Genomic DNA, 26,196 nt, shown 5'->3' with positions numbered 1-26,196 from the left:
CTATCAGCCCTTTCATATTTGTTAATTCCATATATGTAATTTTTTTAAGATATCAGAAGTGATTTCAAATGCTTTTTTGCCAGTTGCATTAGAATCACTTTGGATATTGGTTGCAAAATAATAGCTGTTATCGGAAGTTTCTACATATCCGATAAACCAGCCGTTGATATCCTGTCCGTTGACACGACCGGTTCCAGTTTTTCCGTAGAAATTACCATTAGGTGTACTGGCAATTTTTATAGCATTTTTAACAGAAAATACATTTTGGGAATTTAGATGGAATTCATTTGTGTTAAATTTTTTCAATAATGTTACTTGCTCTAAAGGCGAGATTTTTAATGAAAAATCGGACCAGTATAAATCCAGATTTGAACTGGTTGTCTGGTTTCCATATTCTATTTTATTCAAAAATCCCTGGACTCTGTTAATTCCGAGCTGCGAATCAATTGCCTGGAAATACCAGTTAACGGAATTTTGCATAGCAGAGTTTAAATCCTGATCAGCTTCCCAGGATGGAAAAGGAAAGGCATCACCATTCCATGTCATGGAAGAGTGTTCTGGTGTGATGATTCCGGATTCCAACCCTAATAATGCATCGTATATTTTGTAGGTAGACTCTGGCGGAATACGTTTGGTGGCTTCTTCAAGATCGTATATTTTCCAGGAATCCAAATTATTGTCATACAAAACAAATGATCCATCATATGTTCCAAATGTTTCGGATATATCTAACAGGGAGATATTTTTGTCTGTATCACTAAAATGATATACGCTTTGAGTAGAGGCATCAATGGATAAAATGGGTGTACATCCAATAAAAACAGCACTAATGACCAGATAAATTATCAATGCTCTCATTTTTTGATAAAGAGTTTCTTTCCTAAAAACGGCGATGTTGAGAATACGTCGTTTCATCTGCCTGAAATTTCCGGACATTCCAACTGCCAGTGGAGAGGAAAAAGAGGATATTTTTTCTGCAAAATTAATCAGTGTAGTTCCATAAGCTTGGTATTCATCAGCAGAAATCATCTGCAATACAGCAGAATCACAGGCTATTTCACGGTCACAGAGAATTTCTTTTAAAGTGTACCAAACAAAAGGGTTAAACCAGTAGAGTATATTACTTATGACCATGAGGAAGCCAATAAATGTATCTTTGTGACGGTAATGCTGTAATTCGTGTAGCAGCATAAAACGCATATCATCAGGATTCAGTTCGGAAATTAAATGGATGGGAATGTAAATTCTGGGATGTATTATTCCGATTAAAACTGGTGATTTTAAAAATGCAGTACTGTAGACTGATACTGGGTGAGAGATTTTAAGTTCCTTTAAACAATTGTAATAAATAGTTTTTACCTGCTGATTTTGAAGCGGGAGAGCAGATCTTTTTATGGAACGTACATAGTTTAATGAATGAAGGGTGAGGACTGACATAATCATAACACCCGTTATCCATATTAGAAAGAGTATGGTATTCAAGCCTCCAGAAAATTGACTACTGATGGAAACTGAAAAATCATTCACCTGGTTTAACAAAATATTTTGTGTATTACTGGTAAGTTCGGATAGCGTGTCGGTACCAGAGTTAAGTCCTGTGTCAGTTTGAAAAAAATGTAACCATGAAAAAAGTTGTGAGCCATGAATCTGTACAGGAAAAAATGGCACGGCAAGTAGTAAAAATAAAAGAAAACAGAGATGGTACTGTGTAGCCGCAGATAAATATTTTTTCAGAAGTTTTTTTGTTCCGATTATTACAAGTGTAAAAATACATATGAAGATATTACTGATTAAAAAGTGGATAATCCAGTTGCTCATTCAAAACCTCCTATTTCTGATGTTTTGATAATAAATGGCGTAAGTTATCAATTTCTGTTGAAGAGAGCTTATCGTCTTCAAGGTAAGAAGCCAGCATAGAAGAAAGATTTCCATTATAATATCGCTTTAAAAAAGAATTGCTTTCCTGGCGTATATATTCATCTTCTTGGACTAATGGAGTATAGACAAATACCCGGCTTTGTTTTTCGTAGGAAAGAGCTTTTTTGGAAACAAGTCTCTTGATAAGAGTTTGAATTGTTTTTGGACTCCAGCTGGTAGTTAGAGTAAGTTTTTCTGTAATTTCATTTGTATTGATGGGAGCATATTTCCATACAATTTTCATAACTTCAAATTCGGCTTCTGAAATTTGGGGTAGTGACATAATAAAATCCTCCTGCTAAATCCTACATATGTAATAAATATATTATATTACTTGTAGAAGAAAAAAGTCAAATGGCAGATGATATATAGAATATAAAATTAATAATGTAGAGGCAATAAAGGTGAAAAAGATAGAAATTATTGAGAGAATCACAGATGCTAATGGAAGCATAAGTGAAAACATATTGACTAGCTGGGAACATAAAAACCAATTCATACCGGAAATTATAAGGTTTGGAGAATTAAAAATATATCTACAGGAACGAATTGTTAAAAAGAATGATAGTGATGTTCATCTTTCAAAATATGAATATGATATTTTACTTCTTTTAGCGAAAAGTCCAGGTAGAATATTTGGAAAAGAAATGGTTTATGATCTGGTATGGAATGAACCTTATTCCGGTGATTATAATGTGGTTATGCGACATATCTGCAATATCAGAGAAAAAATAGAAGATGATCCTGGACAACCATTATATATACAAACAGTACGAGGTGTGGGATATCGGTTTAACGGGAATTTAGGCAGCGAGTGAAATCGCTGCCTATTATTATGGTTTTACAAAGAAGGGAGTTGGTTATGAGAAGATCTTTGTATTTCAGGAGCATCCTGTTTGAGATATTTGGACAGGTTTTGATGTATCAATTCCAACTCTTTTATTTCTTGCTTAAAAGAAACGTATTGAGTATTTAGTGATTCCTTTCTGGAAATAAGATCTGCAATTTGCTCTTGTAACTTATTGGAATTAAGATGCTTCAGATCCATGCCATTTTCCTGTAAAATATGTTCAGCACCCGCGAAAAGAATAATTTGAGATTCATATTTACGGAAATAACGATCTGGATCTTTGGAGCTTTTATAATGGTCGTCGTAAATTTTATTTTTCTGATATTGTTCGGCATATTTTAGCATTTCTCGAAGATGGCGTATCTGAGACTCGAGAGAAACAACAGAGGTATTTACCTCTTTTTGCTGCATATGTAACAAGGCTATGCGGTCTTCAAGTCCTGAAAAATTATGTAGATTATGTGTGAACATCTTGTTATATTCAGCAGAGACAATTTTTAAATTTTCCTTATTTGCCCATTTCTGAAGTCCAATGTTTCCTGCTATATTGGGAGTGTTGGTGTCTATTAACTTATTACGAACAGAAGGAACAGTATCTCTTTAGTGATTTTGGGATTTTTATACACATTTGCCTTAATTGCTTATGCAGGCGGTGAAGTGGACGCTATCGAATTTTCAACATATGAAAATATTTGGACTTTAATAAATGCTTTGCAAACCGTAGCTTACGCTGTTTTAATTTCTGTTATGTTTTCAACATTTATCATCAAAGAGTATGCTGGAAAACTTAATTTACTTTTGTTTACTTATCCTGTTGATAAATCTACCCTTTTGAAAGCGAAAGTATTATTAGTAGCTTTTAGTGGAATTGGTGGTATGCTTCTCGGAAGTGCTTTGATTTTTTTAATTTTCTTTATTACTGAACGCATATTCCCTCTAGTTCCCGATACTTTTTCTTTTGGAAATATCATTAAAATATGGAGTGAGTTATTATTATGTTCTGTGTACGCTTTATGCGTTGGCATAGTAGCTACAAAAATAGGATTTATAAAAATGTCTGTGCAGACAACGATTGTCAGTGCAATTATTATAGCTAGTTGTTCAGCAAATGTTATTTCTACTATGAGTTATACTAATTTTCCTTTTCTCTTTTTGTGGGGGATTATGGCTATAATTTCCATAATAAGTTATTGTAATATTGTACACAAAACAATTCGTATGGATATTTAATAAAAACAAAGTTTATTATGTCTTGAATAATGATTTTAGTAGCGTATTTGAATTTCAGTTTTAATACTGATGAATTTATAAATTTGCAATTATGATAAGAAAGGTTAAATATGATAAGTCTAAGAAAACGAGATATAAAAAAGGCATTAAAAGCTGGTGCAAAGGCTGGCGGTGTATCATTGGCTGATGTTCGGGCTGATATTGAAGCAACGATTGATGAAGCTATGGATAGTGCCGACCCAGAGGTGCAGACAAATTTCAAAAAGTATTTTGGAAATAAACGCCCTACACCAGAAGAATATATTTACAAGACAATGAGCGACGAAGTGTATCAAGCCTTTCAAAACATACTGAAACACCGCAGGAAACAGAAGAACCTTGTGATTGACGGATATAGTGTTTTTTTATTCATCAACCGCAATGGCAATCCACAAGTGGCAGTAAATTATGAAGCTGTATTCCGAAAACTTGTAGACAAGTACAACAGCAAGCATGAAGAACCGTTACCGAAGATTACACCTCATGGTCGAGTTATAATAAGGACAAGTTAGAAAACTCCAGTAAATACAAGGGGTTGCACTAATTTAGTCCTTATTTTTAATTTCCTGAAAAGGGAAAAATAAAGCAGCGCTGTCATTCCAGAATATGAATTATTACAGATTCAGACTGGAAATGGATTTGTGTAAGACAAGAGTAAAAACAACAGAATTATTGTAATTATAGGACTGAATTAGCTCGCACGGAATATAGATTCCGGATGTCTAATTCAGTCCTCTTTTTGATTGATGACGATGAAAGGTGATGAAAAATGGCTAGAATTATTTCTATTGTAAACCAAAAAGGGGAAACGGGAAAATCCGCATGTACAGCTAATTTAGCAGTAGGATTAGCACAAAAGAATATGAAAGTGTTGATTGTAGATGCCGATCCACAGTCTGATGTATCCGCAGGATTTGGATATCGTGATTGTGATGACAGTAATGAAACACTTACTGCTCTTATGGATGCTGTAATGAAAGATGAAGATATTCCTTCCGAATGTTTTATCAGACATCAGGCAGAGGGGATAGACATTATCTGTTCTAACATTGGACTGGCAGGTACGGAAGTACAGTTGGTAAATGCAATGAGTAGAGAATATGTATTGAAACAGATTTTATATGGTATCAAAGATCAATATGATGTAGTCATCATTGATTGTATGCCATCATTGGGAATGATTACGATTAATGCGCTGGCTGCATCAGATGAAGTCCTCATTCCAGTTGAAGCATCCTACCTGCCAATCAAAGGATTGCAGCAGTTGTTAAAAACAATCGGTAAGGTCCGTAAGCAGATTAATCCGAAGCTGCAAGTCGGAGGTATTTTGTTTACGATGGTCGATGCTCATACGAATGATGCCAGAAATAACATGGAACTTCTCAGAAATGTATATGGAAGTCAAATTCATATCTTTGATAATTATATTCCATTTTCTGTAAGAATGAAGGAAGCAGTCAGAGAAGGACAGAGTATTTTCTCTTATGATCCGAAAGGCAAAGCTACAGAAGCTTATCGGAGAGTGACGGAGGAGGTGCTGAAAGATGCCATCTAAAAAAAGAGCAACTCCCATTTCCTTACAGCCACTTGATGGTATGCAGATAAAAAAAGAAGATTATAAGCTGGTCTATGTTGGGGAATTATCGGGAAATATGTCACTGGATGATATTTTTGAAAGGTTCAACATTGATAGACCGGAAGATTTCCGTGGGCATTCCCTGTCTGTCAGTGATATCATAGTTCTGAATGACGGGGAAAAAGTAACCGCTCATTTTGTAGACAGTATCAGTTTTGAACAGCTGGATTCTTTCCTGAATCTGGAAGAACAGGTTCTTAGTGAACTGGCATATGAGGTAGGAGAACGTTACTTTGCTATTCAGAGAACAGAAGAAGGATATGATTATTCGTTTTACGATGAAGATTTTCGTCTGATGGATGGTGGCGTCTATGAAAATGATCAAATTTCTATTGAAGAAGCGGCAGAGGAACTTCTGGAAGACGAAGGCTGGACTGGAGAACGCATCCGTGGAGATTATGATCAGTTGATGGAAAAAGTAGAAGAAATGGATGAAGTTGTAATGGCAGAGATTCAGAAAAGCCAGGGCGAATATAAGCCTTTGGCAAAGGTGGAGGAACTGGAAGAGGCGAATTATAACATGATTGATAACGTCCTTAATAATATGCCACCGAAGAAAGAGCCTTATCTGGAATATTTCGCCACAGAATGTGATGAGTTCCATGATATGGGAGCTTATGAAAAAAGTACCGATGTTAATCAGATTGCTGCGGTCTATGAAAAATATAGGGAGAATCCTAAAACTGCGTATCTGGGATGCTCAATGGGAATTATTTATCGTGATCCGGAAGACAGTTACTATGATGAAGCCGAATTTGCGATCGTTAAAGGGAATACCGTATTCGGAAATCTGATGGATGATGTTCGATTTTATGGAGAACTTGCACTGGTACGGGAAGGGATCGAGAAAATTCATGAAGCATTGCCGGACTACAAGTATGTACCGATGAGGGATGTTCGAGAAGCAATGTATCCTGAGAAAATGACCACAGAACAGCTGGCAGAGGCACTGGATGAGATTGCAGAAGCTTTTGATCCGTATGAGTATCGAGATAATGTGGAGAGGGGAGAAAATACGGTGCAGGAAGTAATGCTGGATTTGAGAAGTGGAAATATTCATTCCTATATTTCATATCTGAAGGATATTGTAGACGAAGAATGCGATCTGTCTGTTCGTGCAGGAGTATTGATTGAAAGACTGAAAGCCTATGAACCTGAACTTCCAAAGGATATGGAACCAATGGTGTATGTAAACTATTGTGAAGAAAGTGATCTCATGAATCCAAGATGTCAGAAGCTGTCTGAGCTGGATGCAAAAACAGCAGAAATGGATAAAGAATGGTATGCAAAACGTGATCCGAAGACAGAGGAACCTACAAAAATTGCAAAGATATATGTGACTGTATATTATGCGGAAAAAGGTGAACAGATGCTGCATCATTTTAAGAAGTCAATGGATATTGGAAATGGACATGGCGGTATTGTGAGTCAGTTGAAGTATGATAATGAAATGAAGCTTACAGATGAGTATTGGATCAATTACCAGAAAGGCAAAGGAAGTGAAGAGTTCCAAAAGTATATGGAAGATCTGACAGACATGCAGAATCATGTGCTTCCGTATCTGCAGAGTTTTTGCAATCTGGAGGAAAAAGGTGTGAAGGAGAGACGAGAACAGCAGATAGCAGAAAGATATGAAGGAAGAGCAGATGAGAGGGTAACAAGTACCGAAGCGAATGAAGTTGTTAAGGATGTAGGAAAAACAGATAGAAAACCGGCACAGCAGAAGCAGGCGGTAGATGGAAAAGATAAGAAATTATCCATTCATGAACGGCTTGAGATCAATAAGAGGATTATTCAAGAAAAGCAGGGAAAAGATAAAACGGAGAGAGGAGTTGATTTGGGTGTAAGGACAGTGTAGAATAAGCAGAACGAGTCGGAGGTCGTGGATGATAACGTGGCTTCCGGCTTTATTGCGTATTGTCGGAAGAATTATAAATGGTATAATGAATGTAAATGCGATAAAAGAATGTCGCCTGTTATGCGACTTCCAAATGAGAAAAGTGTGTTATTCTGAGATCAAACAAGAGGCTAATAGAGTCAGGAGGGTGACATTATGAGTAAAAAAGGATATAGCAGACCAGGATTCTTTGGATCCATAAACCATTATGATGCAAACGGAAAAAAGTAGGCGAGAGCAGACCAGGATTCTTTGGTGGTATGAACGACTATGATGCAAATGGAAAGAAAATCGGACATAGTTCGCCTTCCTTTTTTGGTGGTATGAATCATTATGACAATAACGGGCATAAAGTAGGTGAGAGTCGACCAGGATTCTTTGGCGGTTTAAACCATTATGATGACAAGGGGCATAAGCGGGGGCATAGCAATCCAGGATTTTTAGGTGGATTCAATCATTACGGTTAAAACTGCACAGAGAGCAGCACAAGCGGCAAGGGCTGCGGCAAAAGCCGCCGTGGTTACGGTAAAGGCGATTGCCAAAGCGACCGCACTTGCCATTAAAGCGATTATTGCCGGAACGAAAGCCTTGATTGCCGCTATCGCCGCAGGCGGCTGGGTGGCGGTTTTGGTTATTATCGTGATTTGCCTGATTGGTATGATCCTCGGCTCAGTATTTGGCATTTTCTTCTCAGACGAAGATTCCGGCACTGGAATGAGTATGCAGACCGTTGTGCAGGAAATCAATACCGAATACGATACCAAGCTGCAAGAGGAAAAGAACTCGGTATCCTATGATGTTCTTGAAATGAGTGGCAGCAGAGCCGTTTGGAAAGAGGTGCTTGCCGTTTACTCTGTAAAAACGAATACGGATCAAGATAACCCCCAAGAGGTTGCCACAATGGACGATGGCAAAAAGCAACTCTTAAAAGACATCTTTTGGGAGATGAATCAAATATCTTCCCGAACAGAGAGCAAGACCGAAACAGTTATTACCGAAACCGATGACGGACACGGTAATATCGTGGAAACTGAAAGCACGGTCACACAAACCTATCTGTATATTACCGTCAGCCACAAGACTGCCGAGGAAATGGCGGCGCAATATGGTTTTAACGAAGAACAGAAAGGCTACCTCGCTGAACTGCTTGCAGATGAAAACAATTACCTTTGGTCACAGGTGCTTTACGGCATTACAGGCGGCGACGGACAGATCGTGACCGTTGCACTCTCTCTGGTTGGCAATGTGGGCGGTCAGCCGTATTGGTCGTGGTACGGTTTTAACTCCCGTGTAGAATGGTGTGCTTGCTTTGTATCTTGGTGTGCCAACGAGTGCGGCTATATCGACGCTGGAGTTATCCCAAAATATGCAGGCTGTGTCAACGGAGTACAATGGTTTAAGGATCGTGGACAATGGCTGGATGGCAGCGCCGAGCCTGCCCCCGGAATGATTATTTTCTTCGATTGGGCAGACGAAAGTGGTCAGGATGGATTATCCGACCATACGGGTATTGTTCAAAAGGTCGAAAACGGCAAGGTTTATACGGTCGAGGGCAACTCCGGCGACAGTTGCCGAGTCAATGAGTATTCTATCGGTTATTACGAGATTCTTGGCTACGGCGCACCTGCCTATTAAAATACACAAGCCGCCTGCATTTTGCAGGCGGTTGGATTACATATCAGAAAGATATTGTGCCGGTTTGAAAACTAAAAGTCTCAAAATACAGACTTAATAATTGCGATTTCACTCTCAAAGTGCTATAATACAAACTATATTTGGGTGGAGGTGCGGAAATGAAAGTACGGTACAACAAACTTTGGAAACTTCTGATTGACAAGGGAATGAAAAAGAGTCAATTACGAGAAGCGGTCGGGGCAAGCAAAAGTACATTTGCGAAACTCGGAAAAAATGAAAATGTTACCCTTCCCGTGCTGTTGAATATATGCGAATACTTAGAGTGTGATTTTGGCGACATAATGGAAGCCGTACCCGAAAATGAGGTGTAGGATCAATGAACAAGAAGATTTTAATTGTGGATGACGAAAAAGAAATCGTTGATCTGCTTGAAGTGTATTTGAGTAACGATGGTTATTCAGTATATAAATGTTATAATGGGTTAGAGGCGATGAAATGTATCAAACAGTCGCAGATTGATTTAGCGATACTTGATATTATGCTGCCGGATATTGATGGTTTTCGACTTTGCCAAAAAATTCGGGAAAAGTTTTACTTCCCTATTATTATGCTTACCGCCAAAATTGAGGATAGCGACAAGATTATGGGGCTTACGATTGGTGCGGATGATTATATAACGAAACCGTTTAATCCTTTAGAGGTTGTGGCAAGAGTAAAGACGCAATTAAGGCGTTATCAGAGCTATAACAGTCCTAATTTGAGCCAATCCGAAGAAAAAGACGAGTATGACATCAGAGGTCTACTGATAAACAGAGTCAGCCACAAGTGCTACTTGTATGGCAAAGAAATAGCCTTGACTCCGTTGGAGTTTTCTATTCTGTGGTATCTGTGCGAACATCAGGGTAAAGTTGTCGCCTCGGAGGAATTATTTGAAGCCGTGTGGAAAGAAAAGTATCTTCGCAACAGTAACAATACGGTAATGGCGCACATTGGGCGGCTTCGGGAAAAATTGAATGAACCTTCAAAAAATCCGAAGTTCATTAAAACTGTTTGGGGGGTAGGGTATGAAATTGAATAAAAAAGAAAAAAACTATCTGCTCTCTACCTTGTTCAAAGGGTATGTAATTCAATGTGCGATTTGCTCTGTGCTTATTTTTGGCGGTACTTTTCTTTTAGGAATTATGGCAGAGGAAATTCTCCGCAAGTATGTTTTGTATTATTACTTGTATTACAGAACAGTATATCTTTATATAGTGGCTGTAATCGTGTGGGGTGGCTGTATTATATACATGACATACCTACTTTTGAAAAAAGTAGTCGCCTATGTGTACGAGGTACAGGCTGCGACAGGAAAAATGTTCGATCAGAATGTCAGTTACATTGAAATGTCCCCGGAGTTGAGTGAAATCGCCGCTAACATCAATCAGTTAAAACAAGAGGCTGAAAGTAATGCAAGGCTTGCAAAAGAAAATGAGCAGCGAAAAAATGACCTGATTATGTATCTTGCACACGATTTGAAAACACCGCTTTCTTCTGTAATCGGGTATCTTACTTTACTGCGTGATGAGTCGCAAATCTCAAAGGAACTTCGAGAAAAGTACCTTTCAATCACTCTTGGTAAGGCAGAACGGTTAGAGGATCTGATTAACGAGTTTTTCGAGATAACACGATTCAATATATACGATATTACATTACAATACACGAAAATCAATTTAACTCGCCTGCTGGAGCAACTTGTATATGAATTTAAGCCTATGCTCAAATCAAAGAATTTGCAATGTAATCTTTGTGTTGATGATGATATAATGCTTCGATGTGACGCAGACAAAATTCAGCGTGTTTTTGATAACCTTTTGAGAAATGCGGTTATCTACAGTTTTGAAAATACGGATATCACGATCAGCGCACAATGTCAGGAAGATACGGTCAGCATTATTTTTTGTAACCACGGCGATACTCTGCCGGAAGAAAAGTTAAACAGGATTTTCGAGCAGTTTTATCGGCTTGACGCAGCGAGAAGTACAAGCAGTGGAGGAGCTGGATTAGGTTTGGCGATTGCAAAGCAGATTGTTGAACTACACAATGGTACAATCGTTGCAGAGAGCCAAGAGGATCAAAACAAGTTTTCAATTACTTTGCCGTTGGCGTAGGAAAATTGTAAGAATTTGCATAGAAAAAAAGAGGAATACCTTACGAGCAATCAAGAAAATACGGGCTTCTGTTTTGGTACAATAAAAGTATCAAGATAGAGGCTCGTATTTTTTGTGATACAGCATAAGGAGGAATGATGAAGTTGCTAAGAAAACAAATGCTGCTATGTTCTATTTTGTTTCTTGTATTTACGCTATCTGCCTGCTCTGCAATTGGGCAGACAGACGAAAACAATCTTACAGATAGCGCAACATCCGCAGAAAAAACGGTATCAGTTGTACGAGGGACAATTACTCCAACCGTTTCAACGCAAACGACTATTGTTCCGGCAGTACCGTTTATTATTTCCTCACCCGAAAATGGCATATTTAATACAGCGGTAGAATTAGAAGAAAAAATCACTGCCGGGCAAATTATTGGAACTGTGAACGGCAAAGAATTGAAATCTCCGGTGGATGGTACAATTACCTCTATTGCCCCATCCAATGAAAGCGTACCGAGTAATTATCCCGTAGCGATAGTGCATTATACAGGATTTGCCCTCAATGTAGAGGCAGATAATTTTTTGAGTACCTTACCGGAGTATGCAGAGTTGAAAGCAAAATTTCAAGTATATGATGGTGTAGGACCAACCGATATGATTGCCGTGGTGTCGCCTGCCGCAGATGAAAATGCGTTTACGGGAATCGTGCCGCAAGAGGGCATTCTGCAATGCTTGATCAGTCAAACAGTCGATGTGAAATCGGGGCAAAGTGCAACGGTAGTCATAACGGCGACAACGAGAAATGATGTCCTTATATTGCCGCTGTCGGTAATAGCGGGTAGACAAGGGACGGGATTGGTTACTGTAATTACTCCGAATGGAGAAAGAGTGGAAACAAAAGTGACATTGGGTGTGACAGACGGAGCCAATATAGAAATACTGTCCGGCTTAGAGGAGGGCGATGTAGTTTCTGCTACTCCGCCAAACCTTGATCCGAGGGGGATTTGATAAAATGAAAGGAATTTCCGAAAAGACTTTAATCAAAATAAAGGATTTGAAAGCAAGCGTCAAATTGAATAATGGCGATATGCTGACAACAGTAACCAACGCTAATATGGAATTGCAACGAGGGCGCAGTTATGCCATTGTCGGAAAGTCCGGCTCAGGCAAAACAAGCCTTATATCCATTATTGGCTTGTTAAATCGGGAATATGAGGGCGAGTACCTTTATGATGGTATATCTATTTCTGCTTTGAAAGACCGTGATCTGTCTATACTGCGAGCCAATAATATCGGATTTGTATTTCAGAACTACTCTCTGATTAAGCACTTGCGGGTATGGGAAAATATCGAATTACCCCTACTCTATGCCAAAAAGTCGTTTACCGCCAAACAGCGTCACGAGATAATTACAGGCTTGCTAAAAAGTGTCGGCTTAGAAAGCAAGGAAAATGATTACCCAATCAATTTGTCCGGCGGTGAACAACAAAGAGTTGCAATCGCAAGGGCGCTTGCAGTATCTCCGGAAGCCATTTTATGTGATGAGCCTACGGGAGCGTTGGATAAAAAGACGGGAACGCAGATTATGGAACTGTTGCACAGCGTCGTAAAAGAAAATGGAATTATGCTGCTGTTGGTTACGCACGATCCTGATATTGCAGATACCTGTGATACGATTTTTGAAATGGATGGAGGGAGGATAACTTGTGCTAAAAATGATACTTAAAGACCTTCGTCTGTCTCCACTTAGAAGTATTCTGACAAGTGTTTCAATGCTTGTAGGCATTATCGCAATGCTTGGATCGGTATTAGTTGGTACGCTTGGACGGGAGTATTTGATTTCCGTAAACGCACAGGTATATGGCTGGTCACCTACTTACTCATTCGTGATAACGGAATCCGATTTTCACGATAGAAATAAAATGGAACAATTATTCCAGAGATTTGAAGCCATTGATGATGTAGCCGCTGTTACTTTTTCTATGGGAGAAGATATTCGATTTGCACCAATGAAAGATTTAACGCCAATACCGCCGAATGATGTTTACCAAAACCTGATGGCTTTTGATTTAGTTTGCACCACGGAGGCATATAGTCAAGTCTATAATCTTCCAATGACATCCGGTAGATGGTTAGAGCCTTCGAGTGAGGGCGGATCGCTTGAAGTGGTCATAAACAAAGAAGCTAAAAACTATTTTAATGATTCGCCCTATGCTGCAGGAAATGTAAAAAGCACACTTTCGTTAACCCCATTCAATATTGTCGGAGTAGTAAACGATGGCAGGGATTTTCCGACTATCTATGCGGATTCTGCGGCGATCCTCAATTTCGCACCAGCAATGTGGCAAGTACAAAATGCAAATGTGTATTGGCATCCCACAACAGGACTGACAATCGAACAGATACATTCTGCCCTTGGCGACATTTTGACTGATACCATTGGCGGTTACTGGGAAAGTGCTGGGCGGAGTGATATTGGAGATACCTATGATTCGGTATTGTCCATACTGCAATTAGGGCTTTTGGTTACTTCGCTTTTGTTGCTGTTTGTTTCCGTATTAGGGCAGATCAATATCGGACTATCTTCATTGGAACAGCGCACACATGAGTTGCTGATCCGCAGAGCGATAGGTGCTTCACGAACAAATATTGTGGCATTGGTTTTAGGCTCACAGTTGATTTTATCAATATTCGTTTGCTTTGCAGCTATTTTGATTTCGCTGATTTTGGTGCATTGTATTGGAGCGTTGCTCCCTGTGGATTCCCCGGTGGGAACACCGAGTTATCCAATCAGCGTTGCTGTTGTTGCAGTTGCTGTGTCTGTGCTTACAGCATTATTGGGCGGATTATTACCAGCATTGAAAGCAGCAAAATTAGAGCCTGCATTGGCTCTTAGATAATAAAACTCAATTCAAGGAGGAAACAAAATGAAACGAACAATCTCAAAATCCGAAAGACCGTACAGACTGTTATTGTGTGTTATGATTTCTTTGCTGGTGATTATGCTGGCAGGCTGCTCCACTTCTTCGGACTCCGACACAAACACAAGAGGTTTCACGGACTTTGCTACCATTGAAGAAGAATACCTAACGACCATTGAGAGTTTGAATTGGCCGGAGGGCTTTACGCCGCCTGATGCTTTGGAAGGCGAAGATACGGGAGCGTCTTTTCAGATAGGATATGGCGATACAAGAGCATCTAACCTTTGGGAATATTCTTGGATGCAGGAATGGCTTGATACTTACAATACGAATTCGGAAAGGGCGGCAAAAGCCTTAGCTGAACTCGAAAAAGCCTTTGATATGCCTTATATGGGAACAGATCGCTGTGATGACGCCACACGCAAATATCTTCGTGATAATATTGATAAAGCTAAGTTGGGAGATCCGTCTGGATTTACAGAGTGTATTCAGGCAAATTATGCCGATTAAAAATGGCACATAGGAGTTTTGGTGTTGGGAGGTGAGCACATATATGCAGAGAAAACGCCGTAAGAAAAAACGATTTGGAGTATTTTTGTTTTTGCTTGTAGTTTGTATCGGCATAGGTATAATGTTTGTGCCGTGGGCAATGCAGCCGGAAAATTTCAGAGAGGTAAAGAATAAAATAAATGGTTTTCTCTACAAAGAAGATTTTCCTGACTCTTATAATGCAAAATCGCTGATTTTGGTGGATTGTTCTGATGATGAAATATTTGTTTCAAAAAACGAGAACGAGCCACAAATTCCTGCAAGTTTAGCCAAGCTGTTTGTTATTGAGTATGCGTCAACTTTAGCAGACCTTGATAGTATCGTTGTTGCAGACTATGGTGCTATTTCACTCACGAAACCTGGCTCGTCTGTTGCTCAAATCAAGGAAAAAGAATACTTTTTACACAATCTATTTGCGGCAATGTTAGTACCGTCAGGGAATGACGCAGCTTATGTGGTTGCTGATTATTGTGGAGGATTACTTTCGCCGCAAGCAGAAAGCTGTCAAGAGCGTGTGAGGATTTTCATGGAGAACTTAAACCTGCATTTGCAACAGCAGGGGTACTTAGACACAGTTTTATATGATCCGAGTGGTTTTGATATGGAGGCACTTACCACCACTTTAGATTTGAAAGAAGTAGTATATCGGTTGTTGGAATACTCGTGGTTTAGAGAAATTGTATCTCAAAACACTTATACGGCAACACTGCCTGATGGCAGTACACAAATATGGCAGAATACAAACGCCTTCCTTGATCCGACATCCGAATATTACAACGAAAATGTATGCGGAATTAAGACTAGCTCTCTGTCTGACGACTATAACTTGATTGTGCTTTATCAGCAGCACAGGCGATTGCTACTTGTGATGAGCAGAAATTATCAAGAGGGGATCAGGTGCAGTTCCAGAGGTTTGACACGATCAAAAAGAAACACTGGAGCCCTACGACAGTATCGGCAATCGTCCGGGATGAGATTTATATTGGAACCAGAATCTGGGGCAAAACACGTTGCAGTATGCATACGGGCCATAAAGCAGTTCTGAATGATGAAACAGAATGGGTTCGCCTGGAAAATCATCATACGGCAATTATAGACAGGGAATTGTTTGAAAAAGCAAATGAAATGCATCCGAAAAAGAAGAGAAGTGTTGCAGAATCACGCACCAATTTTACTCTGGAAAGACGTAAAAAACAGCCGGCCTTGCTGATATGTGCCAACTGTGGGCATTCTCTGTTAAAAGAAACAGAGCATCTGCTGAAATGTTCAGATGCCAGAACCAATGGTGATCCTGTGTGCCGAAGTCTGGTGATTCGTAGGGAACCGATGGAGGAGAATATCCTTGGGCTTGTCCGTCAGTATGCAGCGTCAATGTTGAAAAAAGGAAAGAAAGTATCTTCCAAAAGACAATGTGAATACAAAGAGATCAATACTACAGAATTGCAAAAACAGAGCCGACAGTTGACCTCGGAAAAGATGAAACTCTATGATGATTACAAAGATGGTCGTATAGATCGTGATTCGTATAAGCAGAGAGCTGAAAAGATAAGTGTACAGCTGGATGAAATAAAACGAAAGATAGAAGATGCGAAGAATAGTAAAAAGCTTCTTGAACAAAATGAACTTTCTGATAAAATAAAACTAAAAGATTTCTTGGGAATTCAGAAGTTCGATACAGAGAAGCTGCGTGAGGTTATCAAGGTGATCCGTGTTCATAGTCAGGATGAAATTGAAATCGAATGGAATTTTGACGATATTTTTTCAGAACAGAGATAACTTGAGCAGGACAAGAATGACTTATCAAAAGATAATAAAGGTGCTGGGACTACCTGATGGAAGCGTCAGATAGTCTTCGGCAGAAAAAAATAAAATTTTTTTTGTCCTATACTTGACACATCCACATGTCATGCGTCATACATTCTGCACAAGGTTAGCCAACGCAGGAATGAACCCAAAAGCACTGCAATATGTCATGGGACATTCCAATATCACAATCACATTGAACCTCTACACTCACGCTTCACTTGAAACGGTAAAATCAGAATTACAGCGATTTGTAGCTTAGTAGTAAAAGGCTGGATTACTACCGATTTACTACTTTTGAAAGCAGAATGAAGCGGAAATATGCGGAGTTAAGTATGGTATCGACCTATTGAAAAGTGAAAAAAAGTCCGTAAATACGGGATATTCCAGCATTCGCGGACTTATGGATAGATAAAGAAAAAAGATTTAGATAAATAGAATCTAAAATTAATAATGTAGAGGCAATAAAGGTGAAAAAGATAGAAATTATTGAGAGAATCACAGATGCTAATGGAAGCATAAGTGAAAACATATTGACTAGCTGGGAACATAAAAACCAATTCATACCGGAAATTATAAGGTTTGGAGAATTAAAAATATATCTACAGGAACAAATTGTTAAAAAGAATGATAGTGATGTTCATCTTTCAAAATATGAATATGATATTTTACTTCTTTTAGCGAAAAGTCCAGGTAGAATATTTGGAAAAGAAATGGTTTATGATCTGGTATGGAATGAACCTTATTCCGGTGATTATAATGTGGTTATGCGACATATCTGCAATATCAGAGAAAAAATAGAAGATGATCCTGGACAACCATTATATATACAAACAGTACGAGGTGTAGGATATCGGTTTAACGGGAATTTAGGCAGCAAGTGAAATCGCTGCCTATTATTATGGTTTTACAAAGAAGGGAGTTTGTTATGAGAAGATCTTTGTATTTCAGGAGCATCCTGTTTGAGATATTTGGACAGATTTTGATGTATCAATTCCAACTCTTTTATTTCTTGCTTAAAAGAAACATATTGAGTATTTAGTGATTTTTTTTGGGAAATAAGATCTGAAAGTTGCTCCTGTAACTTATTGGTATTAAGATGCTTCAGGTCCATGCCATTTTCCTGTAAAATATGTTCAGCACCAGCGAAAAGAATAATTTGAGATTCATATTTACGGAAATAACGATCCGGATCTTTGGAACTTTTATAATGGTCATCGTAAATTTTATTTTTCTGATATTGTTTGGCATATTTTAGCATTTCTCGAAGATGACGTATCTGAGACTCGAGAGAAACAACAGAGGTATTTACCTCTTTTTGCTGCATATGTAACAAGGCTATGCGGTCTTCAAGTTCTGAAAAATTATGTAGATTATGTGTGAGCATCTTGTTATATTCAGCAGAGACAATTTTTAAATTTTCCTTATTTGCCCATTTCTGAAGTCCAATGTTTCCTGCTATATTGGGAGTGTTGGTGTCTATTAACTTATTACGAACAGAAGGAACAGTAGTTCTGTGAAGCTTATTATTAATGCGTTCTTTGATACGTTCCTTAGTAAAGTTTTTTCCTAAAGATTTAGCACTTCCACGCACTGGACGGGACATATCGGGAGAACGAAAGGTAATGTATTTTCTGCTGTTTTCGCCAAATTCTGCGTTTTTTATTTCATATCCTTTAGCTTCCATAAATGTAAGAAATTCTGAATAAGTGGAAACGATTCGGATTGTCTGGTTTATATCTTTTCGCAGCTGCGTTTTTTTACTGGATTCAGATTTATTTGCAGCCCATTCATTGTATTTCATTCCCTTTTTACCATTTGGCATAATTGTGGACAGGTTATGTTCCTGGCATAAAGTGTCGCTGAGATTTCGTATTTTCCAGTAATTCTTTTTACAGTCATGGTAATGAGAAAAAGTGATGTTATCTGCAGAACAGAAAATTAAATGGTTATGTACATGACCTTTATCAGTGTGTGTTGTCAGAACATAGGAGTATTTTCCCTCCAGCAAGCGATCCGCAAGTTCTCTGCCGATTTGATGGGCTTCTTCATAGGAAACTTCACCAGGGGAAAATGCCTGAATCAGATGAAATGCCTTATTTGTATTGTGCGGATCTCTGCAGTCATGTGTATGATCCAAAGTGTATTTAAAGTCAAGAGCGGCTGTTTCGGGAGAGCAGGCAAAGGAAGAAATATATAGATTCTGGTCAGTTTTATCTGGATTGCAGATGTATTCTATTGCTTTATCAACGGTTGTTTTGATACCATGGATTTTTGTAACTGCCATATTTTTTCCATTAACTCCTTTATATCGTCCAGGTCCTTTTGGTAAACTGTATTGCTACTGTTTATACGATGGGTGATCTGATTCAAATTGCTGCTGATATTGCCCAGCAGGGTATTCATTTTTCGGATATGAGAGTAGTCTACTTCATATACAAATCCATATAAGATCATTTTCCGTAGAAAGGCAGATTTGCTTTTCATCCTGGAAAGACGATATTTTTCTTCTAAAATGTATTGTTCGTCATCATTCAAATAAAATTGTACGGGATGAATTCTGGTACGTTTGCTCATTGAAATCCTCCAATTCGTTTTTTTCTATAAAAAAGAGTACAAAAAAACTGTCTAACCAGTTCGGCTATGACAGTTATATTACTTGGCTGTATGATGTTTTGGACAGATGTGTCTACAGTTTATTTTAACAGGAGTAGGCAGAAGCGTCAAATTAAGAAATTATAAAATATGAGAGGGCCAGGGATACTCCCTGATACATTTTTACAAAATAAACCGAAGGGGAAATTTTGTAAAATGAGCCAGGTGTCATGACACTGGCAGTGCTTGCTTCTTTTGGGGTGTAGCCTGCAAAGCAGGCTATGCAAAAGCTATAAAACATAAATAGAACTGTGAGAAGTGGTTGAGAATATAATCCTGATAGCGTATAATCAGAGCAAGAAATCGTAAGTGAGGGATAAATTTGGAACGTGAAGAAATTTTTCAATATGTGAAAGAGCAATATGGAACGGAACCGGAATATTTATGGAAAAAAGATTCTGATTCTGCGGTGCTTCGACATAAAAATGGAAAATGGTATGCTATAATTATGGCAGTGGAAAAGAAAACACTGGGATTAGAAGAAGATGGAAAAATTAATATCCTAGATGTAAAATGTGATCCTGATCTGGTTGGGATGATTATTCAAACGTATGGATTTTTACCGGGGTATCATATGAATAAGCGGCACTGGATTACGATTCTTCTGGATGATTCTGTCAGTGAAGCTAAGACACTGGATTTTCTGGATATGAGTTATGATTTAATTGACAGTGGGAAGTAATTAAAATTAAAAAGGAAGCCTTTCAGAAAAATCTCTGATCGGCTCCCAGGTATTTATTCTGGATATGTATAAGTTGATCTTTGCAATAGGATATTTTCCCAATCTCGTTCATGGCGCAGCACTCGGAGAATATGAATCTCTTTTGTTTCTTCCATTATAATATAAAAAATAATAGATGGCGGAAAAGATCTTTTATGTATGGAATATCCTCTGTACAGAATTTGAGTTCGGGGAAAGGCAGTACTGAACTGACTTAAATTCTGCATTTGTTCTTTCAGATCAGATTGAAAACGGTCAGCACGTTGCTGGCCGAATTCTTCTTCAATATAATCTGCAATGTCTGTGACATCGTAAATTGCTTCCCAGGTTAAAATAATTTTATATTCTTGCATTTCTTCGTGCATCCCTTAATTCTGTGATTTTGCGAAAAGCATCTTCCAGTGGCAATTCACGACCAGCTTCCATATCATCAATTCCCCGGTCTAACATGCGGAGAAGATGATTGTTTTCCTGGTTTTTATCGGTTGTAGGGACTTTTTTTGTTAATTCCATAAAATCACTCCAATCATACGGTTTATAAATAGTGTATGTTGTTCGGAAGTATCTATCCATAGTTTAGCATATAATTGGAGGCAATACAATTAAATTATTTTGCAGGAGCGTCCGTCAGACCGAGAAGATATTCGCAGGATTGCCAGATCATTAAAATCATATCCTGCAAGTTGTAATTTGGCAGCGAGCGTTTTCTGAGTAAGATTATGAGCCTTTCGTAATTCTTTTACCCGTTGTCCTATTCTGTTTTTACTGTTCGTTTTTTTATCCCAATAAATAATCATTCTGATCCTCGAAAATTTCTAAAGATGAAGTATTATTATTGATTTTAAGGAAAAATATTGTTACTATACTTCTAAAGATGAAGTTTTGGAAAGTCTATTTGATTTTTGAATAATTGCGCGTCGCATTCTCGTTACTTTAGAGCGTAGCGGGCAATCTTGACAGAATCAGCTTTGTCGGACTTGATTTTGCGAAGAGAATCGTTATTAAAATCTTTGACCAACTTGGGATTAACAGCACTGACAAAGAGATCTGCTGCTGAAAGCTGGTGAGCAAGTGCTTCGTAGTAGCGGCCGGTATGTTCCATTACAACCCGGGATTCACCTTCGATAGAATGAATAAGTTTAATAAGTGAATGGATATCACTGGATGTGTGCTTAATCTCAAAAGGAGAGGATACAATCTCCCCAAATGGTCTCAGAATTGTAACCATACTTTTACCTTTTGAAACATCGATACCTACTGCGTTCATAAATTTATCACTCCTTAAAAAATATTACAATGGATAAATACCAGTTTTACTCATTACCTGTTCAAACTACTGTGTGTGACACGAATGCACCTAATGTGATTCAACCTGCATAAAACGAGCACTGTGAATGAGGAGCCGGTTATCAGTCTAAAGTACGGACGCGAGGTCCAAGTGATGAAGTCGATATACCATTGCATCCTACATTCTAACAGTTTAAGTAATGAGATGGATAAATCCTTACTGGAAGTAAGGGGATTACCCATAAATATATTGTAGTAGTGATGAGTTAGACGCGCAAATTTTTTACCCAAAGGAAAACATATGTTTATTTTTAGCGCTATATGTGCTAAAATATAGCTATGGGTAGTAGAAAAAACAACAGAATCTGAGAAAACAGTTATCAGGGAAAAATAAAAATGCAGATAATATCCAGTTATGGTGTAGAATTACGAAAACAGAATATCCCGATCCGACAGACACTGGAGATCTATCGTTCTGCTGTCAGCTATCTGATTGGGATTTATGTGCAGGTATGGGAAGAATTAGCAGAAATCCCGGATACAAAGAGGCGTTTTAATGCTGCAGAACATCTGGTACATACTACGAAGAAAAACCATGCCTGTTTTGATTTTGATATCCGGTTCCCAAAGATGCCTTCCTATCTGCGCAGATCTGCCATCCAGCATGCACTGGGGACAGTATCCTCTTATAAAACACGGCTGGATCTATGGGAAAAGACCGACGGAAAGAGCGGGAAACCAAAGCTTGTATATGAAAACCACGCCATGCCGGTCTTCTACCGTGATGTCATGTATCGTGAAGGCGCGGAAGGGAAAGACGAAGCATACCTGAAACTCTATGACGGTCATGACTGGAAATGGTCCTGCGTACGTCTGGATCATACGGATATGGAATATCTGAGAAAATGCTGGTCAGGGAAAAAGGCATCTGCCCCGATTCTGGAAAAGAGACACCAGAAGTATTTTTTGCGTTTTTCCTATAAAGAGGAAGTAACACTTACCAAAACACCTGTGAAAGAACAGATCATCTGCAGCGTGGACTTAGGGATCAATACCGATGCAGTCTGTACCATCATGCGGGCAGACGGAACTGTCCTGGGAAGAAGATTCATAGATCATCCCAGTGAAAAAGACCGGATGTACCGCACACTGGGACGGATCCGCAGATCCCAGAGGGAACATGGCTCTGCGCAGACACAGGGAAGATGGGCATATACGAAACGTCTGAACACAGAACTGGGTAAAAAGATTGCAGGTGCGATTGTAAGATATGCGGAAGAAAACCATGCAGATGTGATCGTGTTCGAGTATCTGGAGATGCAGGGGAAGATATCGGGAAAGAAAAAACAGAAACTGCACCTGTGGAGAAAAAGAGATATCCAGAAGTGTTGTGAACATCAGGCACACAGGAAAGGGATGCGGGTATCCAGGATCTGCGCATGGAATACCAGCAGATTGGCTTATGATGGTTCCGGGGCGGTAACACGTGACTGGAAAAACCACAGCCTCTGTACTTTCCAGACAGGAAAACGATATAATTGTGACCTGTCAGCATCCTATAATATAGGAGCGAGATATTTTATAAGGGAACTTTTAAAACCCCTTCCGGCAACGGAAAGGTCTTTACTGGAGGCAAAAGTCCCTCCTGTAAAGCGTAGAACCTCATGTGTTTATGCTGACTTAAGAGAACTTCATCTGCAAATGGAGATCTTAAAAGTAGCATAAACACAGGCAGATATACAGCGGATTACCTGTAATGTGGGAACCTGCCGTATCCGGCATGGAAAAAGCACATAACTGTGCAGACCTAAGTTACAGGCGTATCCGCCGATATTCAGTCTGACGCCTAAAGCGTCTGGAAGCACGTGACTTTAGCCATGTGAGGTTCACGATTATCGGAAAATACCTGTAAACAGCGTAAATACAGCATTTCAAGGAGTTTTAAGCAATGATAAGAGTGTTATTTGTCTGCCACGGCAATATACTGGCAACTCTCTAAAAAGTCTTGATTTATCGGGGAAAGGGAAGCTTCACAGTTCTGTTTTAGACCAGGTTTAGACCATTTGAAATGTGTAGAAAATAACGAAAAAAACATGCAGATGGGGAGCCTTGTTGCAAATATACTCATATAGAAAATTACACAACGGAGATAATTTTTGAGCGGAAAAATCATCCGGTGATGTGTGGAAATGTATCCATACGTCACCGGATGTTTTACGTTTCGGGATTTGATTCCTGATCGCGTTTCATGGCTTCATCGATTGCTCGATTGATAAAGGCAGTAGCACTTTCACCCATCTTTTCTGCGTGGTCTTTTATGATGGCACGCTTCTCTGGGGTGACACGAACCTTAATTTCAACGAAACGGTCATTATATTTTTTGTTCGCTCTTCTGCGAGCTTCGGTTAAGCCCTTATAGGAACCATTTTTCTCTTCACTCATGACAGCCTCCAGGATGTGTATTGGCAGATATGCCTGTAAAGAGTATAGCACAGATTGATACATAAGACTATGTAAGATTTTCAAAAAATAACATTTGATTGGAAAAGGAGACAAGCTTATGAAAAATCAGAAGATTAGAAGCATGAAGGTTCATGAACAGAGCGGATATAACTACAAGGCAACACCTACCATCATTCTTAAAGGGCAGTGGCTTAAGGAAATGGGATTTGAGATTGGTGATTACATCAGTGTCAGCTGTGAGGATGGGAAGCTGATTATTACTCCGGATGCAGAAAAGGCTGCAATGGCAAAGGCAGAAACGGAATTCATGGAGAAGGAAATGAAGAAGCTCCAGAAGCGTTTCCAGGCAGAGAAGGAACAGCTCCATGCTCAGTTTGTGGCTGAAAGTAGCACTGAATATAACGGAAGAGAGGTGCAGTAATTATGGGAAAGATTATTGTTATCGGTTCACAAAAAGGTGGCGTGGGTAAAACCACGACCACACTTAACCTGGCTTATTCTCTGAAGGAACTGGGCAAGAAGGTGCTGACGGTAGATTTTGATAGTCAGGCAAATCTGACTACCTGTTACGGAGTAGAGGATACCGGAGCCTTGGAATATACGATTGGCCATCTGATGATGGCTCAGATGGAAGAAGAGGTGCCAGAGAGCTTTGAGGATTATATCCAGAGTAGAGAGGGCGTAGACTATATTCCATCATCCATTTATCTGTCTGTGGTGGATGCAAAGCTTAGAACAGAAATGGGTGCAGAGAGGATGCTGGCAGAGGTCCTGGAAGCGTTGAAGAGCAGATATGATTACATACTGATTGATACCTGCCCATCCTTGGGAATGCTTACCATCAATGCATTGGCTGCGGCAGATGAGGTGATTATTACGGTAAATCCTCAGCTTCTTGCGATGATGGGATTGGAGGATTTCCTAAGAACTGTGGCAAAGATTAAAAAGCGAATCAATCCGAAGGTGGAGATTGCAGGCATTCTCTTAACTATGTGTGAGAGTAGAACCACTCTTTGTAAGGTTCTGACAGAGGAAGTGACCGGAAGCTTCCAGGGAAAAATCAAAGTATTTGATACAAGGATACCGACAACAGTCAAGGTGGGAGAGAGCATTTACTACAATATGCCGATTGCTCAGTATAGCAAAAAAGCATCTGCAGGAATCGCATATAGAAAATTTGCAAAGGAGATAATTGCATATGAAGGCTAATTCAAAGAGAAAAGTATTTGGTGATGCAGTAGATTTGCTGATGGGAGATATGGAAGAAGTAACAATGCCAAGAGGTGTTCAGATGTTACCAGTGAAGGGTATTCAGCCTTTTCACGATCATCCGTTTCATCTGTATGAGGGAGAACGCTTAGAAGATATGATTGCCAGTGTGAAGGAGCACGGAGTGCTCAATCCGGTTATTGTACAGAAGCTTGATAGCGGTTATGAAATGCTTTCCGGGCATAACCGTTGGAATGCAGCTAAGCTGGCAGGGCTTAAAGAAATACCAGCAATAGTGAAGACCGATTTATCTGAGGAAGAGGCCTATGTGTATGTAATCGAAACGAATCTGATGCAAAGGTCATTTTCGGATTTGGCAATATCGGAGAAGGCAGCGGTGTTGAAGGCAAGGTATGAGAAGGAAGCTTGTCAAGGAAAAAGAAATGATATTCTGGAAGAAATTGCTCGTCTAGAAGGCAAAGAAATTTCGATCACTCGTGGTCACGATGACCACAGGCTGAAAACCAGAGATATGATTGGCAAGGAATATGAGTTGTCCGGTAGCTCTGTGGGGAGATTACTTAAGCTGAATGACCTGATTAAACCCTTCAAGGATATGGTGGATAGAGGTGCCCTCTATACGAAGGTGGCATTACAGCTGGCTTTCCTTCCGGAGAATGAGCAGACGATGGTATATGAGATTATGAGGGAGAAGAAAACTAAAATTACCATAGAGATGGTTATGAAGATTAGAAGTCATTCTGGTGCTCTGACAGAGGCAATGGTAAAAAGATATTTAAGTACAGAACCTATCAAAAAGAAATGCTATAAGGTTCCAAGCAGAATTGTGGAGAAATATTTTAAGGGAATGGACCCGAACCAGGTGGATGCAATAGTGGAACAGGCATTGGAAGCCTGGTTTAGTAAGGAGGCTGCGAATGTTCGAACAGAAGAGCCTTGATAGGATTGATGGAGATTACTTCAATATCATAATTGCGGATAGTCAGGATGTGACGATACAGAGCAGGAATACCGGTCATTACTGGTACCTGCACTGTGCCGGATATCCTACAGAGGAAGCTTTGGTCATATTCCATAAGCATCGTTTTAAGGACGGGTATCATCAGCACGGACACGCAAGAAGTCTGAGACAGGCGATTAAGAGTATTGTGAGACACGATGATTACCAATTGAATGTAAGAAAATGCGTATAACATAAAAGACAGCGGTATCTTCGAAGTGAGGATACC

29 protein-coding genes and 5 pseudogenes are annotated in these 26,196 nt (G+C 39.2%); 24 read left to right on the top strand and 10 right to left on the bottom strand.

The window, feature by feature from the left end:
• Nucleotides 1-21: 21 nt before the first annotated feature.
• Together ACESZG_RS01395 and ACESZG_RS01390 are read right to left on the bottom strand one after the other, a co-directional pair.
• On the bottom strand, nt 22-1,818 hold the full coding sequence (locus tag ACESZG_RS01395; RefSeq protein WP_373217400.1) for a BlaR1 family beta-lactam sensor/signal transducer: 1,797 nt from the start codon (nt 1,816-1,818) through the stop codon (nt 22-24).
• A 10-nt stretch (nt 1,819-1,828) separates the two neighbouring features.
• Nucleotides 1,829-2,203, bottom strand: a complete 375-nt coding sequence (locus ACESZG_RS01390) for a BlaI/MecI/CopY family transcriptional regulator (protein WP_092073165.1) — start codon at nt 2,201-2,203, stop codon at nt 1,829-1,831.
• 118 nt (nt 2,204-2,321) lie between these two features.
• Here ACESZG_RS01390 and ACESZG_RS01385 point away from each other — a divergent pair, with 118 nt between their 5' ends.
• Nucleotides 2,322-2,735, top strand: a complete 414-nt coding sequence (locus ACESZG_RS01385) for a response regulator transcription factor (RefSeq protein ID WP_005426519.1) — start codon at nt 2,322-2,324, stop codon at nt 2,733-2,735.
• A 23-nt stretch (nt 2,736-2,758) separates the two neighbouring features.
• Here ACESZG_RS01385 and ACESZG_RS01380 read toward each other — a convergent pair whose 3' ends face one another.
• A complete protein-coding gene (locus ACESZG_RS01380) occupies nt 2,759-3,238 on the bottom strand; it encodes a hypothetical protein (protein ID WP_226839781.1) in 480 nt (159 codons plus the stop codon).
• Between the two features lie 186 nt (nt 3,239-3,424).
• Between ACESZG_RS01380 and ACESZG_RS01375 the strand changes: the two genes are divergently transcribed.
• The 17 genes and pseudogenes from ACESZG_RS01375 to ACESZG_RS01295 all read left to right on the top strand — a co-directional run bounded on the left by ACESZG_RS01375 (nt 3,425) and on the right by ACESZG_RS01295 (nt 17,495).
• Nucleotides 3,425-3,997: a hypothetical protein gene (locus tag ACESZG_RS01375; RefSeq protein ID WP_173684671.1), complete on the top strand. Its 573-nt coding sequence runs from the start codon at nt 3,425-3,427 to the stop codon at nt 3,995-3,997.
• Nucleotides 3,998-4,107: 110 nt separating this feature from the next.
• Nucleotides 4,108-4,308, top strand: a pseudogene (locus ACESZG_RS01370) (hypothetical protein); the annotation flags it as partial.
• 497 nt (nt 4,309-4,805) lie between these two features.
• Complete coding sequence (locus ACESZG_RS01365) at nt 4,806-5,591, top strand: ParA family protein (RefSeq protein WP_373217398.1); 786 nt, start codon at nt 4,806-4,808, stop codon at nt 5,589-5,591.
• A 37-nt stretch (nt 5,592-5,628) separates the two neighbouring features.
• Nucleotides 5,629-7,530 (top strand): annotated as a pseudogene (locus tag ACESZG_RS01360) (LPD16 domain-containing protein); the annotation flags it as partial.
• A 299-nt stretch (nt 7,531-7,829) separates the two neighbouring features.
• The gene (locus tag ACESZG_RS01355; RefSeq protein ID WP_012744284.1) at nt 7,830-8,036 is read left to right on the top strand and encodes a hypothetical protein; all 207 of its coding nucleotides are present in this window, start codon (nt 7,830-7,832) and stop codon (nt 8,034-8,036) included.
• Entirely contained in the window at nt 8,014-9,204 is a 1,191-nt protein-coding gene (locus ACESZG_RS01350; protein ID WP_008703824.1) for a CHAP domain-containing protein, read from the top strand. The genes ACESZG_RS01355 and ACESZG_RS01350 overlap by 23 nt, the downstream gene beginning before the upstream one ends.
• A gap of 158 nt (nt 9,205-9,362) precedes the next feature.
• The gene (locus tag ACESZG_RS01345; RefSeq protein WP_008703822.1) at nt 9,363-9,575 is read left to right on the top strand and encodes a helix-turn-helix transcriptional regulator; all 213 of its coding nucleotides are present in this window, start codon (nt 9,363-9,365) and stop codon (nt 9,573-9,575) included.
• 5 nt (nt 9,576-9,580) lie between these two features.
• Nucleotides 9,581-10,282, top strand: a complete 702-nt coding sequence (gene vanR, locus ACESZG_RS01340; RefSeq protein ID WP_004853366.1) for a VanR-ABDEGLN family response regulator transcription factor — start codon at nt 9,581-9,583, stop codon at nt 10,280-10,282.
• Nucleotides 10,269-11,354, top strand: a complete 1,086-nt coding sequence (locus tag ACESZG_RS01335; RefSeq protein WP_008703821.1) for a cell wall metabolism sensor histidine kinase WalK — start codon at nt 10,269-10,271, stop codon at nt 11,352-11,354. Before vanR ends, ACESZG_RS01335 begins: the two co-directional genes overlap by 14 nt.
• A gap of 137 nt (nt 11,355-11,491) precedes the next feature.
• Nucleotides 11,492-12,346, top strand: coding sequence for a hypothetical protein (locus ACESZG_RS01330; RefSeq protein ID WP_020994032.1), 855 nt, complete (start codon nt 11,492-11,494; stop codon nt 12,344-12,346).
• A 4-nt stretch (nt 12,347-12,350) separates the two neighbouring features.
• Nucleotides 12,351-13,064, top strand: a complete 714-nt coding sequence (locus ACESZG_RS01325) for an ABC transporter ATP-binding protein (RefSeq protein WP_004853372.1) — start codon at nt 12,351-12,353, stop codon at nt 13,062-13,064.
• Nucleotides 13,054-14,238: an ABC transporter permease gene (locus ACESZG_RS01320; RefSeq protein ID WP_117456454.1), complete on the top strand. Its 1,185-nt coding sequence runs from the start codon at nt 13,054-13,056 to the stop codon at nt 14,236-14,238. Before ACESZG_RS01325 ends, ACESZG_RS01320 begins: the two co-directional genes overlap by 11 nt.
• 27 nt (nt 14,239-14,265) lie before the next feature.
• Nucleotides 14,266-14,769 (top strand): hypothetical protein, encoded by a 504-nt coding sequence (locus ACESZG_RS01315; protein WP_008703815.1) that lies wholly within the window; start codon nt 14,266-14,268, stop codon nt 14,767-14,769.
• Between the two features lie 43 nt (nt 14,770-14,812).
• Nucleotides 14,813-15,853, top strand: coding sequence for a peptidase S11 (locus tag ACESZG_RS01310; RefSeq protein ID WP_368253960.1), 1,041 nt, complete (start codon nt 14,813-14,815; stop codon nt 15,851-15,853).
• Nucleotides 15,769-16,584 (top strand): recombinase family protein, encoded by an 816-nt coding sequence (locus ACESZG_RS01305; protein WP_242832812.1) that lies wholly within the window; start codon nt 15,769-15,771, stop codon nt 16,582-16,584. The genes ACESZG_RS01310 and ACESZG_RS01305 overlap by 85 nt, the downstream gene beginning before the upstream one ends.
• Before the next feature lie 121 nt (nt 16,585-16,705).
• A pseudogene (locus ACESZG_RS01300) lies at nt 16,706-16,873 on the top strand (tyrosine-type recombinase/integrase); the annotation flags it as partial.
• 208 nt (nt 16,874-17,081) lie between these two features.
• On the top strand, nt 17,082-17,495 hold the full coding sequence (locus ACESZG_RS01295; protein WP_025580539.1) for a response regulator transcription factor: 414 nt from the start codon (nt 17,082-17,084) through the stop codon (nt 17,493-17,495).
• A gap of 23 nt (nt 17,496-17,518) precedes the next feature.
• Here the strand turns inward: ACESZG_RS01295 and ACESZG_RS01290 are convergent, their stop codons facing one another.
• The 3 genes and pseudogenes from ACESZG_RS01290 to mobC all read right to left on the bottom strand — a co-directional run bounded on the left by ACESZG_RS01290 (nt 17,519) and on the right by mobC (nt 19,188).
• Nucleotides 17,519-18,415 (bottom strand): hypothetical protein, encoded by an 897-nt coding sequence (locus ACESZG_RS01290; protein ID WP_373217491.1) that lies wholly within the window; start codon nt 18,413-18,415, stop codon nt 17,519-17,521.
• 42 nt (nt 18,416-18,457) lie between these two features.
• Nucleotides 18,458-18,898: pseudogene (locus ACESZG_RS01285) on the bottom strand (relaxase/mobilization nuclease domain-containing protein); the annotation flags it as partial.
• Nucleotides 18,847-19,188, bottom strand: coding sequence for a plasmid mobilization relaxosome protein MobC (gene mobC, locus ACESZG_RS01280; protein ID WP_008703806.1), 342 nt, complete (start codon nt 19,186-19,188; stop codon nt 18,847-18,849). The gene mobC and the pseudogene ACESZG_RS01285, both read right to left, overlap by 52 nt.
• Before the next feature lie 400 nt (nt 19,189-19,588).
• Here mobC and ACESZG_RS01275 point away from each other — a divergent pair, with 400 nt between their 5' ends.
• Nucleotides 19,589-19,948 carry an MmcQ/YjbR family DNA-binding protein gene (locus tag ACESZG_RS01275; protein WP_373217396.1) on the top strand — a complete coding sequence of 120 codons (360 nt, stop codon included), beginning with the start codon at nt 19,589-19,591 and terminating at the stop codon, nt 19,946-19,948.
• A gap of 53 nt (nt 19,949-20,001) precedes the next feature.
• On the opposite strand, the gene ACESZG_RS01270 is transcribed toward ACESZG_RS01275, so the two are convergent.
• From ACESZG_RS01270 to ACESZG_RS01260, 3 genes and pseudogenes are all read right to left on the bottom strand, one after another.
• Nucleotides 20,002-20,340 (bottom strand): type II toxin-antitoxin system RelE/ParE family toxin, encoded by a 339-nt coding sequence (locus ACESZG_RS01270; RefSeq protein ID WP_055059021.1) that lies wholly within the window; start codon nt 20,338-20,340, stop codon nt 20,002-20,004.
• Complete coding sequence (locus ACESZG_RS01265; protein ID WP_005426514.1) at nt 20,327-20,500, bottom strand: hypothetical protein; 174 nt, start codon at nt 20,498-20,500, stop codon at nt 20,327-20,329. The genes ACESZG_RS01270 and ACESZG_RS01265 overlap by 14 nt, the downstream gene beginning before the upstream one ends.
• Nucleotides 20,501-20,921: 421 nt before the next feature.
• A pseudogene (locus tag ACESZG_RS01260) lies at nt 20,922-21,254 on the bottom strand (transposase); the annotation flags it as partial.
• A 416-nt stretch (nt 21,255-21,670) separates the two neighbouring features.
• Here ACESZG_RS01260 and ACESZG_RS01255 point away from each other — a divergent pair.
• Entirely contained in the window at nt 21,671-22,999 is a 1,329-nt protein-coding gene (locus ACESZG_RS01255) for an IS200/IS605 family accessory protein TnpB-related protein (protein ID WP_373217394.1), read from the top strand.
• A gap of 489 nt (nt 23,000-23,488) precedes the next feature.
• Here ACESZG_RS01255 and ACESZG_RS01250 read toward each other — a convergent pair whose 3' ends face one another.
• The gene (locus tag ACESZG_RS01250; RefSeq protein ID WP_009266066.1) at nt 23,489-23,716 is read right to left on the bottom strand and encodes a hypothetical protein; all 228 of its coding nucleotides are present in this window, start codon (nt 23,714-23,716) and stop codon (nt 23,489-23,491) included.
• Between the two features lie 118 nt (nt 23,717-23,834).
• Between ACESZG_RS01250 and ACESZG_RS01245 the strand changes: the two genes are divergently transcribed.
• From ACESZG_RS01245 to ACESZG_RS01230, 4 genes are read left to right on the top strand one after another with little or no spacing between them, the layout of a single operon-like run.
• Nucleotides 23,835-24,158 (top strand): SymE family type I addiction module toxin, encoded by a 324-nt coding sequence (locus ACESZG_RS01245; RefSeq protein WP_368211188.1) that lies wholly within the window; start codon nt 23,835-23,837, stop codon nt 24,156-24,158.
• Nucleotides 24,159-24,160: 2 nt separating this feature from the next.
• Nucleotides 24,161-24,946 carry a ParA family protein gene (locus ACESZG_RS01240; protein WP_368211187.1) on the top strand — a complete coding sequence of 262 codons (786 nt, stop codon included), beginning with the start codon at nt 24,161-24,163 and terminating at the stop codon, nt 24,944-24,946.
• The gene (locus tag ACESZG_RS01235; RefSeq protein WP_368211186.1) at nt 24,936-25,907 is read left to right on the top strand and encodes a ParB N-terminal domain-containing protein; all 972 of its coding nucleotides are present in this window, start codon (nt 24,936-24,938) and stop codon (nt 25,905-25,907) included. Before ACESZG_RS01240 ends, ACESZG_RS01235 begins: the two co-directional genes overlap by 11 nt.
• On the top strand, nt 25,885-26,160 hold the full coding sequence (locus ACESZG_RS01230) for a hypothetical protein (protein WP_368211185.1): 276 nt from the start codon (nt 25,885-25,887) through the stop codon (nt 26,158-26,160). Before ACESZG_RS01235 ends, ACESZG_RS01230 begins: the two co-directional genes overlap by 23 nt.
• Nucleotides 26,161-26,196 lie beyond the last annotated feature (36 nt).

This window comes from Blautia sp. Marseille-P2398 (assembly GCF_964240315.1).
In the GTDB taxonomy this organism is placed as follows: Bacteria; Bacillota; Clostridia; order Lachnospirales; family Lachnospiraceae; genus Blautia_A; species Blautia_A wexlerae.
The sequence above is the reverse complement of the archived record's forward strand: the minus strand, read 5'-3'. Positions and strand labels throughout refer to the sequence as shown.